The organism is Stieleria mannarensis (assembly GCF_014154935.1).
GTDB lineage: Bacteria > Planctomycetota > Planctomycetia > Pirellulales > Pirellulaceae > Stieleria > Stieleria mannarensis.
The window spans coordinates 18,450-30,204 of record NZ_JACEHH010000080.1 but is presented as its reverse complement, the minus strand read 5'-3'; the positions used below and the strand labels follow the sequence as shown (position 1 = coordinate 30,204).

9 protein-coding genes are annotated in these 11,755 nt (G+C 62.8%); 5 read left to right on the top strand and 4 right to left on the bottom strand.

All coding sequences use genetic code 11. The annotated features are described in order from the left end of the window. Positions 1-288: 288 nt before the first annotated feature. Both H1B37_RS30950 and H1B37_RS30945 read right to left on the bottom strand, forming a co-directional pair. Complete coding sequence (locus tag H1B37_RS30950) at positions 289-1,011, bottom strand: pyridoxine 5'-phosphate synthase (protein WP_182871154.1); 723 nt, start codon at positions 1,009-1,011, stop codon at positions 289-291. 411 nt (positions 1,012-1,422) lie between these two features. Beyond that, complete coding sequence (locus H1B37_RS30945; protein ID WP_286178411.1) at positions 1,423-3,147, bottom strand: flagellar basal body P-ring protein FlgI; 1,725 nt, start codon at positions 3,145-3,147, stop codon at positions 1,423-1,425. An 896-nt stretch (positions 3,148-4,043) separates the two neighbouring features. Between H1B37_RS30945 and H1B37_RS30940 the strand changes: the two genes are divergently transcribed. The 5 genes from H1B37_RS30940 (at position 4,044) to H1B37_RS30920 (ending at position 9,338) form a co-directional block, all read left to right on the top strand. Continuing rightward, complete coding sequence (locus H1B37_RS30940; RefSeq protein WP_182871153.1) at positions 4,044-4,766, top strand: hypothetical protein; 723 nt, start codon at positions 4,044-4,046, stop codon at positions 4,764-4,766. Positions 4,767-4,961: 195 nt separating this feature from the next. After that, complete coding sequence (locus H1B37_RS30935; RefSeq protein WP_182871152.1) at positions 4,962-6,254, top strand: MFS transporter; 1,293 nt, start codon at positions 4,962-4,964, stop codon at positions 6,252-6,254. Continuing rightward, positions 6,251-7,300: a Gfo/Idh/MocA family protein gene (locus H1B37_RS30930; protein ID WP_182871158.1), complete on the top strand. Its 1,050-nt coding sequence runs from the start codon at positions 6,251-6,253 to the stop codon at positions 7,298-7,300. Before H1B37_RS30935 ends, H1B37_RS30930 begins: the two co-directional genes overlap by 4 nt. Next, positions 7,297-7,938 carry a cyclase family protein gene (locus H1B37_RS30925; protein WP_182871156.1) on the top strand — a complete coding sequence of 214 codons (642 nt, stop codon included), beginning with the start codon at positions 7,297-7,299 and terminating at the stop codon, positions 7,936-7,938. Before H1B37_RS30930 ends, H1B37_RS30925 begins: the two co-directional genes overlap by 4 nt. Beyond that, complete coding sequence (locus tag H1B37_RS30920) at positions 7,935-9,338, top strand: four-carbon acid sugar kinase family protein (RefSeq protein ID WP_353620963.1); 1,404 nt, start codon at positions 7,935-7,937, stop codon at positions 9,336-9,338. Before H1B37_RS30925 ends, H1B37_RS30920 begins: the two co-directional genes overlap by 4 nt. Before the next feature lie 114 nt (positions 9,339-9,452). On the opposite strand, the gene H1B37_RS30915 is transcribed toward H1B37_RS30920, so the two are convergent. Beyond that, entirely contained in the window at positions 9,453-10,202 is a 750-nt protein-coding gene (locus H1B37_RS30915; RefSeq protein ID WP_182871151.1) for an RsmE family RNA methyltransferase, read from the bottom strand. 7 nt (positions 10,203-10,209) lie between these two features. Then, entirely contained in the window at positions 10,210-11,535 is a 1,326-nt protein-coding gene (locus H1B37_RS30910; protein ID WP_182871150.1) for an outer membrane protein assembly factor BamB family protein, read from the bottom strand. Between the last annotated feature and the right edge of the window lie 220 nt (positions 11,536-11,755).

The window sequence follows — 11,755 nt, the reverse complement described above, 5'->3', positions numbered from 1 at the left end:
ACAGTCGCCGTCCTCTCCGAGGTCGGCACGGGGCGAAGCCTCGCATTCTGGACGCCGAGTTCGGAGAACACGGCGACTTTGCGAAGGCGTTGGCAAGTACGCAAGTGGAGCTGCGGCGGAATGCAGTCGCCGTCCTCTCCGAGGTCGGCGCGGGGCGAAGCTTCGCATTCTGAACGCCGAGTTCGGAGAACACGGCGACTCTCCGAACACGTTGGCAAGTACGCGAATGGAGCTGCGGCGGAATGCATTCGCCGAAAGTCTTGGCGACTTTCGCTACCGCCGGCGCGTTCACGGGCAGCAGGCGTCCAGGATCCGCCGCATCTCCGCGACGGCTTCGCGCATGCCGACCATCACAGCGCGGCTGACGATCGAATGGCCGATGTTCAACTCGATCATGCCCGGAAGCTTGGCGACCGGGCGGACGTTGGTGTAGTTCAGCCCGTGGCCGGCGTGCAGCCGCATCCCGGCTTCGTTGGCGACTTGGCCGGCCGCCCGTAAGCGTTCGAGTTCGACTGCGATGGCGTCGCGTTTGGCCAGTGCGTAGGGTCCGGTGTGCAGTTCAACCGCGTCGGCGCCCAGTTTGGCTGCCGCGGCGACTTGGTCGGTGTCCGGATCGACGAACAGGCTGGTCAATATGCCCTGGTCTTTCAGACGCTCGATCGCCGCGGCGATCCGGCCGTCGTCGCCGGCGACGTTCAACCCGCCTTCGGTGGTCACTTCTTGGCGGCTTTCGGGCACCAACAACGCCCAGTCGGGGCGGACGCGAAGGGCGATCGCCAACACGTCTTCGGCACAAGCCAATTCCAGGTTGGTCTTGACCGTCACCGTCTGCATCAGCACGTCGACGTCGCGATCCTGGATGTGCCGGCGATCTTCGCGCAAGTGAAAGGTGATGCCGTCGGCGCCGCCTTGTTCGGCCAGGGCGGCGGCGACCACCGGGTCGGGTTCGTAGGTGCGGCGGGCTTGTCGCACGGTGGCGACGTGGTCGATGTTGACGCCGAGTTCGATCATGGGGGCGTGTCGTGATGGGGCGGGAAGTTCAATGCCAGCGGGGCCGGGCATGGCTTGGGTGCCAAACGCGGCGTCGCTGAACTGCTGAGGCTGGAAGCCTATCGCGCTCCTTGGCAGGCTGGAAGCCTATCCCGCGGATTGGCCAGGCCGTGCGCATCAAGTTAAGACTTGACGCCACAAAGCAATTGGAGGCACCCTCCCTCTGGGAGGGCCGCGGAGGAGTATGCGACGACGCGAGGAGGGTTCCGTGTGGCTCGGATTCACCCAAACGCCACGAATCAACCCTCCCCTCACTGCGCTCGGCCCTCCCTGCCAGGGAGGGTGAATTTAAGAACCGCACGGCCTCTTCCAGGGAGGTTTTCTCGCAACTTGGTGCGGATAATCCCGCGGATTGGCGAGGTTGGAAGTCGATCAGGACTCGTCGTCGCTGGGCTCGTCGTCACGATAGTAGGTTCGCAAGGCTGTGGGCAGCGGGTCGATCGCCAGTTGGTCGTCGATATACCCCTTGGATTTCGCTTCACGCAAGACTTCGACCACATCGGCGTAGTCCCCACCGATGGAAATGATGCCCTGGATCAGGCCGTCAATCGTGGACGGAGCGGTGGTGCGTCGGTCGTCACGGCCGACCTGAAAACGGCTGATCCGCAGTTTGCCGGGTTCTGACGATTCCGCTTTGATGATCAGCGCATTGGGGCCCAGGATTGCACCGCCGACGCGGACCGGGGCGGGGGTTCCGAAGACCACGACTTCCGGCTCCTCGCGGGTCGACACCACGATCGCCGCCGGCGCAGTCGAATCGATCTGGTAGAACTGCAATGCGGTGCCAAGTTTTTGGGGCGAAAGGGCCAGGATTGAATCGTTTCTTGCTCGCAGCGTCACAAAGGCGCCGTAGCGGCTCTCGATGCTGGGGTGCTGGAACAGGCCCATCAGCGCGTCGACCACTTCGGGGTGTTCCAGTCCTTTCAGGGCCGCCAGGGCGGGGTAGCGGAACGCCGGTTCGTCGGCGATGGCGGCGGCCAGCGGGGCGATTGCGTCGCGGCGGTCCAGGTAGGCGAGCGCTTCGGCGGCATAAAAACGCAGCTCCGGGTTGTCCGTCTTCAGTCCCGCGATCAGTGTCGGGATCGCACTCTCCCCGAGTGCCTCCAATTGCAGCGCCGCGTCGGAGGCCGTCGCCGGATCACTTAACATCGACGCCAGCTTTTGCAGTCGGGGCTGGCTGTTGCCTTGCCGCTCATTGATCGCGATGGAGCGGACGACGGTGATGTAGCGTCCCAGTGATCCTTCGTAGCGCGGGTGCAGTTCCAGTTCGATGTAGTCGTCTTCGACGGCTTTGGCAACACCGCGGCGGGTCGTCCCGTCAAAGAAGAAGAACCGACGGTTGATCGCCGCGGCGATCTCGCTGGAGACTTTCACGTGTTGGAATTCGGGCCGCAGGACCAGGCCCATGTTGCGGGTCTTTTGGACCGTGCCGCCGGCCAGCACCACCCCCTGGGTCTTCATCCGCTTGTCCGCGTCACCTTCAAATGCGGCCCGGGGCATGATCGGGCCGGTCCCCATCGCCAGTAATTCGCCCTTTCGCACGCGCCCTTGCAGCACCTGTTGCAGTCGCAGTCGGGTGTCCAGCAGCCAGCCGCCGTGCAGGTCGGTCGCGTTGCTGCCGGCCGGCGAATCGATTCGCAAGTCGACCGTATCGCCTCGTTTCGCGCCCGGCGGGATCGTCGCGTACACGCGGACGATCGCATTGGATTCCTGCTCCAGGATTTCGTTCGGGCTTTTGACGTCATTCCGACGCATCTCCTCGATCAACTGGTCGCGGTAGGGGGACGGGTCAGCCGGGCCGCCGGTTCCGGGCAGCGAATTGGCCAGTCCGACGCCCGTGATTTGGATTGCGTTCAGGCCGCGAGGGGCCGCGGCCTCACGGATCAACTCGGGGGGCTCGGGGGCTTCCAGGAGTTTGGCAACCCCGTTCTCGTCCGGCGATCCGTTGCGACCCAAGAAGGACGTGCAGCCGGTCAGGGTGCCGCCCAGCAGCAACGAGGTCGAGATGCTCAGCAGCAGTCCGCGGCGGTCGGTCGCCAGGGCGTTGGGGCGAGCGGTGTCGTCGGTGCGTTTCGATTCGGGCGTCCTGCCTGGCATGGGTGCGTCCGTGGGGGAGGGGCGGTCGGAGCGGTGATGGAAGATCGTTCAGTGAATGATGCTTGGCTATAGCGGAACTCGACCGCGAGAAGCAAGGCGAGTGCCATCAGCGCATTGCTAGCAAGGAGCGCGGTAGCGGAAGCGGCCAAGGCTTGAGGGCGTACGGTTTTTGGAATGAACCCTCCCTGGCAGGGAGGGTCGAGCGTAGCGAGGGGAGGGTCGATTGGTGGCGTTGAGGTGAATTCGAGCCGCAGCGGACCCTCCCCGCGTCGTCGCTCGCTCCTCCGCGACTCACCCAGGGGGGCATTGGCGAACGCCTGTTAAATCAGAGGCTAAAAACCGCACGGCCTCTCTTTCGAGGGGGGGCAAAGCTTGCGTGGTTGTGGGGCGTCACTGCGTAGCCGATACGCTTGGCGTGTTCCTCTACTTGGGCGAGGGCTGACCACCAGGGAAACGCCCCCCCGGATGGTTATTTCGATGGGGTGAGAGGCGATCGGGCGGCGGCGTTGGCCACCCCATCGCCGGTCCGTCTCGGCGGTGTTTTTCGCTCCGGCGGGCAGCCGGGATCGCCCCGTCCCGGCCCGTCCGCCCGGGAGTTCCGTTCCCGCCGATTTGCCAGATATTTCGGCGAAAACCTGAGCCTGGATCGACGTGGACACTTGGGCAACGGTGTGCTTGCGCGTGCTTAAAAAACGGGCGATCGGCGGCGGCGCGGCCTCGGCGGCGTTGCTGAAAAACTGTGCAGGGCGGCTTTGCTGTCGTAAATCGTTTTGACAGCAACCTTTGTGACGGAGCGTTTGACCGGCCGCCAGGATCGGCACAGTCGACCGCGGCGGGCCTGCATGAGCCCGTCGGCGGCGTCACGACACCGATCGTTCGCAAAGGAATCACGTCTGATGAGCCAGCCCAATTCGAAGGAAATCAACCCGATGGTCGACACGAAGGAGCAGAGCGGCCCGGGGGAGGGGCTTCGTTACGCGAGCGATCCCAGCCCGGATCAGGCGAAGGAGTTGGTGCGGCTGAGGCTGCCCGAATTGAACCTGGAGGACGACTATGAAGGCCGCTGTCGCCAAGCCCTTCTTTTGGCGGAGGAGGCCTTCGCGGCGACCGGCAGCTGGGTCGTGTTCTTCCGAGAGATCCTGGGCGTCGGTGGCGTCGTCATGCAGCTGTTCCCCGAGCCCGGGGAGTACCGTCGCTTTTCCGCAGGTCCCGAGTTTGCGACCCTGCACGAAATGCTCGCCGCAATCCGCAGCCAGGATCAGTCGAAGTCCGACGCGACCGAACCTGAGCGGATGATCACGATTCGGATTCCCCGCTCGCTGCATGAATCGCTCGCCGAGGAGTCCCAGGCTTGTGGGCTGAGCATCAACAAGCTCGCCATCAGCAAACTGCTCTGGCCGGCCAACCCGCGCTTCATTCCCGAGCAGCAGGGGCGGCGCCGGGGCCGTCGTCCCGGGCCGCAGCGCAAGCGGGCCAAGGCGGCCGACGCCGACGCCGGCGCGGCAGGCTTTGCCGACGGCGCCGTCACGCCGCAGCCCCAAGGGGACCCGCCTCGGATTCGCGACGGCCGACGCGCGATTCATCGTTGGGGCGAGAATACGCACCAGGATTCGCTCTAGCATTCCGCCTGGCCGGGAGATTCGGGTGCGTCGTAGTGGACGACGCGAGGAGTCCGCGCGGATGGCCGTGGGGATGGACTCGTCGCCTCGTCCACTACCTGGGGTGGTTCGTGGGCAGCCACGCCGCGGGATTGTTCGCTACAATCTCGCCTCTTCGTTTCTTTTCCGCTTCTCTTCCGCCAGGCTGTTCTTCTTATGCCGATCCGTTTGTTCTTGATTTTTGGTGCCTTTCTCATTTCGGTGCTGATGTGGGTGGACCGCGCGTGCATCTCGGCCGCCAAGGACGACATGGCCAGTGACCTGGGGTTCTCCGACCAGCAGATGGGTTGGGTGATGGCCGCGTTTTCGCTCGGCTATGCACTCTTCCAGGTCCCCAGTGGCAAGTTGGCCGATCGCTTCGGTCCCCGCATCGTGATGACCGTGGTATGCCTCTTCTGGTCCTTGTTCACCGCGCTGACCGGCGTCGTCCGCGGTGTCTATGCGATGATCGGGCTGCGTTTCCTGTTCGGGCTGGGGGAAGCCGGCGGATACCCCACTTTGGCGCGGGCGTTTACCAATTGGTTGCCGATGAATGAGCGCGGGATCACCAACTCGATCAGTTTTTCCGGTGGTCGGTTGGGGGCAGCCCTGGCCATGCCGGGTGTGGTTTGGTTGATCGGGGCGCTGGGCGGTTGGCAGCAGACGTTTTGGTTTTTCGGGGCGATCGGGATCGGGTTTGCCGTGTTGTGGTTCGGGTTGTTTCGCGACCGCCCCGAGGATCACTTCGCGGTTTCGGAAGCCGAACGCGACCACATCATCCAGGCCCGGCGTCCCCGGCCGTCCGCGTCCGACTCGTCCTCCAACCCGGATGCCTCCGCGGTCGAAGCCCCGATCACGTTTGCCGACATGCTGCGGTCGCCGAACCTGTTGATGCTGATGGTTCAGTATGTCGCCCACAATTTCACGTTTTTCTTCACCGTCACCTGGTTCTTTCCCTACCTGAAGGACAGCTACCAATTGACCAGCGAGCAGGCCGGTTGGTACGCGATGTCGCCATTGTTGTGCGGCGTGCTGGGGAATTGGCTGGCCGGATTCACGGTCGATCGTTTGTACAGCCAGGGGCGTTGGCGGCTTTCGCGGCGCTTGCCCGCGGCGATCGGGTTTTTGCTCGGGGCGATCGGGATGAGTCTGTGCGTGAACATGACGACGCCGTTTTGGGCCGTCGTGTGCATGTGCATCGCCATCTTCGGCAGCGACATGATCCTCAGCCCCAGCTGGTCCACCTGCATGGACATCGGGCGAGGCAGTGCCGGTGCGGTTTCCGGGGCGATGAACATGGTCGGCAACCTGGGGGCGTTCTTTACCGCGTTATCGTTTCCCTACCTGAAGGACATGTTGGGGTCGCACCAGCCGTTTTTCTATGTCGCCGCGGGATTGAACCTGTTGGCGATCTTTTTATGGTTTCGCATTCAACCGGATCGAAGCATCGCCGAGGAGTTGCAGGCCTGATGAGTCAAGTTGACGGACCCAAATTGCGGGGCGCGGTGGTCGGCGCCGGCTATTTCAGCCAATTCCATTTTGATTCCTGGAAACGGATCCCCGGCGTCGACTTGGTCGCGGTCTGTGATTCCAACCATGCCGCGGCCGAGCGGGCGGCAAAGATGTACGGCGTCGAGGGGGTCTATACCGATCACGCGGCGATGCTGGATCAGGTTCGGCCGGATTTCGTGGACATTGTCACTCGGCCGGACACGCATTTGACGCTGGTCGATGATTGTGCCCGCGCCGGCGTCGCGATCATTTGCCAAAAACCGCTCGCGCCGACCGTCGCCGAGGCCCGGCAAATCGTCGACGTCGCCCAAAAAGCCAGCGTCCGCTTCATGGTGCACGAAAACTTCCGCTTCCAGCCCTGGTACCGCGAGATCAAGTCGCTGCTGGACAGCGGCATCGTGGGGCGGAAAGTGCACACGATCACGCATCGCAATCGGATGGGCGATGGCTGGGGAGACGATGCCTATCTGGCGCGTCAGCCGTACTTCCAAACGATGAAGCAATTTCTGATTTTCGAGGCCGGCATTCACACGATCGATACGTTTCGCTACCTGGCCGGTGAAATCGACCGGGTGTGGTGCATGCACCGAAAGCTGAATCCCGTGATCGCCGGTGAAGACACCGCGATCGGGATCTTCCAATTTTGCGAGAGCGGTGTCGGGGTCTATGACGCCAATCGGTTCAACGAGTCGACCGCCGAAAATCCCCGCTACACGTTCGGGGAATTGTTGGTCGAGTGTGACGGTGGGACCATCCGGTTGTACGACGACGCGCGGATTACGGTCCAGGAACTGGGGCAGCCGGAGACGCCGCATGCCTATCAGCCCAGCCGTCACGGGTTTGCCGGTGACTGTGTGCATCAAACCCAGCTGCATTTTATTCGCGGCTTGCGATCCGGCGACGCCTTTGAGACCGACGGTGCGAGTTACTTGCGGAGTATTGCGGTCCAGGAAGCGATGTACCGCAGCGCCGAAACGATGCAATGGGAGTCGCCGTCGCAATGAAAGTCTTGGACCTGACGCTGCGATTGGAAAAAGGGATGCGCGGCGTCGACTATGAAACGAAGTACACCGTCGCGCGAGACGGTTGGAACGCGCGGACGTTGCATTTGTATTCGCACTGCGGCACCCACATGGATTCCCCGTATCACTTTGAGGCGGGCGAGCAGACGATCGATCAAATTCCGATCGCCGACTGCATCGGCAACGCTTGGGTCGTCGCACTGGATAATTTGGCCGACCAGACGCCGATCACGGTCGCACACCTGGGGCCGCTGGCCGATCAAATCCAACCCGGGGACGGGGTGTTGCTGCGGACGCTCTGGAGCCGCCATGTCGGCGACCCGGATCATTATCGCGACCACTTCCCGCCGATCAGCCCCGAGCTGGCGCGTTGGATGGTCGAGCGCCGGGTTCGGATGGTCGGTGTCGAACCGCCGTCGGTGGCCGATGTCAACGACCTGGCCGCCGTCACGGAGATTCACCAGATTCTGCTCGGTGCCGGCGTCATCATCGTAGAAGGATTGACCGGGCTCGACCAGCTAGACGGGCCGACGTGCATCTTCGGAGCGATGCCGTTGAAGATTGCCGGCGGCGACGGGGCGCCTTGCCGTGCGTTTGCAATTTTAGGAGCCGATTGGTGAGTGATGTTTTGAAGGGCCTGCCGCCGCAACGCGGCATGGACCTGTTGCCCGAGTTGCGAGCGAGCGTGAAGGCGTCCGGCAAGTGCGTGGTCGTGTTGGATGACGACCCGACCGGAACGCAAACGGTTTATCAAACGCCGGTGTTGACCACTTGGGGTGTGGACGCGTTGGTCGATCAACTTCGTCGCGACGACGCGATGTTTTACATTTTGACCAACTCCCGCGCGTTGCCCGAGCGTGACGCCGTCGAATTGGCTCGCACGCTCGGCCGCAATCTTCGTGAAGCGTCCGCCGTCACCGGTCGCGATGTCAGCGTGATCAGCCGCAGTGATTCAACGCTGCGGGGGCACTACCCCGCCGAAGTCGACGCGGTGGCCGAGTCGCTGGGGCATCCCGACGCGATCCACGTCATCATGCCGTTCTTTTTGCAGGGCGGGCGATTGACGATCGGCGACACACACTATGTGGCCGAAGGCGATGTTTTGGTGCCCGCGGCGGAGACCCCGTTTGCCAAAGACGCGACGTTCGGATTCTCGCATTCCAATTTACGTGACTGGGTGTTCGAGAAGTCTGGCGGAGCGGTTGATCGTTCGGCCTTGCATTCGGTTTCGATCGACGATCTTCGCCGCGGTGACTTGGATGCGTTGGCCGCGCGGATCGCCGCTTTGCCGCCGGGGAGCGTTGTGATCGTCAACGCCGTCGAAATCGCCGATGCCCGCGCGTTTGCGTTGGCGGCGCGGAAAGCGGAACGCTCGGGGGCCGAGCTGGTCTATCGCACGGCGGCGAGTTTTGTCCAGGCCTATGCCGGATTGGATGAAATGCCGTTGCTTCGCAGCGAGCAGATGATCGCTTCGGAAAACGAAGCCGGATTGATCGTCGTCGGATCGTATGTCCCAAAAACGACGACCCAGCTGGAGCATCTACTGGCCGCTGATGATCCGCCGCAAGCCGTGGTGTTGGACGTCGGGCAACTGCTGTCCGAGCGAGCGGCCGAGCATTTGGCGGAGGTGGCCGGTCGCGTCAACATGTTGCTTGACCAGGGGCAGGATGTCGTGCTGCACACCTCGCGCGGATTGGTCACCGGATCGGACGGCGAATCGAGCTTGCGAATCGGCACGACGGTTTCCAAGGCGGTCGTGGAGGTTGTTCGCGCGACCGAAGTTCCGCTGCGGTTCTTGATTGCCAAGGGAGGCATCACGTCCAGTGATGTCGCGACCAAGGGATTGGACGTGCGTCGCGCGATCGTGTTGGGGCAAATCCTGCCGGGCATTCCGGTTTGGAGTCTGGGGCCGGAAAGCCGTCGCCCCGAGTTGCCCTACGTCGTGTTTCCCGGCAACGTCGGCGGCGACGACGCACTCGCCCTAGCCTACAAAAAACTGCACTGCCAGCGGGAAGCGTAAGCGAGCGGCTCTTTGTGGCGTGGGGGGCAAAACGATGGGGGCAAAGCAATGGGGAGGCAGAATGATTCGGGGCAGAATGATGCAGTGTGGATAGTGGGTGCGATGGTGTAGCTGTTATCCCGCCAGGTGCGCGGCAAGGACACAGGCGGCGGTTTCGACGCGGTAGATGCGTGCGCCCAAGCCGACTTGTTCAAATCCCGACTCGATCGCCCAGTGGACTTCTTCGTCGCTGAACCCTCCTTCGGGGCCGATCAAAACCGTGGCGGTGGTCGCATCCTGGCATTCGGCTGCGGCCGTCCGGATCGGCCTGCCGTCGGGATGCGCGATCCAGCAGGCGCCTGCGTGGGGCCTCGTTGCGTGGGGCTTGGTTGCGTGGGGCTTGGTTGCGTGGGATTCAGCCAGAAACGCGTCGATGGGCATCGAGGCATCGATCGACATCAACACATTCCGCTCGCATTGCTTGCTCGATTCAATCACGATGCGTTGCAGCTTGGACAGCAGCGACTCGGTCGGCGGGCGTTGGGTTCGGTTGCAAACCAGGGGCGTGACCCGGTGGACGCCCAGTTCGGTCAAGCGTTCGATCAGCTCTTTGGCGCGATCGGGCTTGGGCAGTGCGATGCCGAAACGCATGCGACAGCTCGGTTCGCGATTGACCGCCACGGCCGATCCGGCTTCGACGACGCAGTTGCGTTTGTCGATCGCGGTGATGGTGGCTCGGGATTCGTGTCCGCGACCATCGAACAAGGTGATCGTGTCGCCGGCCTTGGCACGCATCACCCGCGCCGCGTGGCTCGCTTCTTCGTCACTCAGTGCGAGGGTTCCGCCAGCGGTCGGCAGGTCGGGTGCGTAGTAGCGTCGTGTCATGCTGCGGTTACTTGAACCGGTAGATCGCGTCGGCGGTTCGCAGGATCAACGAGTCGTCGACGACGGCGGGGCTGGCCATGATCTGTCCGTCGAGCTGGTTTTCGGCGAGCACCTCGCTGTCGCGACCGGCGCTGATTACCGTGACCGTCCCTTCGTGTGATCCCAGGTAAATCCGGTCGCCGACCAACAACGGTGAAGCGCTGTACTTGCCGCCGATGCGTTTTTTCCAGACCTCGTCACCGCTGTCGGCTTCAAAGCAACTGGCGATCCCGTTGTCCTCCATCACGTAGATCAGACCGTTGTGAAGGATCGGCGAGGGCTTGGCCGGAATGCCTTTCATCACGGTCCACTGGACGTGCGTGTCGGTGACGTCACCCGAACCATCGACCTTGACCGCCCAGAGTTGCGGTTTTCCGAATCCGGTCGAAAAGTAGACGATCCCATCGGAATAGACCGGACGCGGAACAACGGAAAATCCTTTGCCGTGACGCACTTTCCAGATCTCCTTGCCCGTGGCCGGTTCGTAAGCGACCATCCACTGCGAACCCATGCAGATCAATTGTTCGCGTCCCAGAGAATCCGTGATCTTGATCGGCGTGCAGTAGGCTTTCTTTTGATCGCCGGTCGGGGCATCCATCTCTGGTCGGTCGGTCTCCCAGATCGTTTCGCCGCTGTTTTTATCGAGCGCCGTGACGTACTGCCGCTCGGTGCCGTCCTGGATCAAGATCAAACGGTCGCCATCGATCAGCGGGGAACTGCCTGGACCCACGGAGTGGTCCAGTGGCAAGCGGCGCTGCCACGTGATCTCGCGGCTTTTGCGGTTCACGCAGAACGTGCCGTAGGTGCCGAAGTGGCAATAGATCTGATCGCCATCGATCACCGGGGTGGGCGAGGCATAGCTGTTCAGAGAGTGGATCGGATCGGGCGTCGCGACCTCGGTCAATTCGATTCGAGCCAGTTGTCGCCCCGACTGTAGATCCAACGCGAACAATTTCAGCTGAATGGTTTTGGCCACCGCGAGCTGTTTGAATTTCTTTTCTTCGATTCCCGCCGCGCGGAGCAATTCCAGACGCTCCTCTTCGTTGGGGAACACTTCGATCGCCGTCGTCGCCCAGACCACGCCGTCGGCGATCACCGGTGACGACCAGGCTTTGCCGGGGAGTTCCGATTTCCAGACCAGGTTTTCTTTTTCGCCGAACGTCAGCGGCACGCTCTGGTCCAGCACGATTCCGTCACCGGCCGGGCCACGAAATTGGGGCCAAGGAGACGCGGCGTGGGACGTCGACAAAAACAGCAACAAACAGGCGGTTTGGACGCAAGGGCGAGCGTGCATGGGCGGGATCGCAATGGCGGTGCGGTGTAAGTGGAAGGCGATGCAGTATAGCCAGAATCGCCGTCCGCGTCTGTTGGGGGCGGGAGATGGACCACGGATGGCAAAGCGTCCCCACGGATGACAGGCGGTAGGAAATCCGTGGGGACGCTTCGCCATCCGTGGGGTTCCTTTCTCGTTTCGTTCGTCGCCGCTAGGAACTGCCGCAGGGCACTGGCTATTG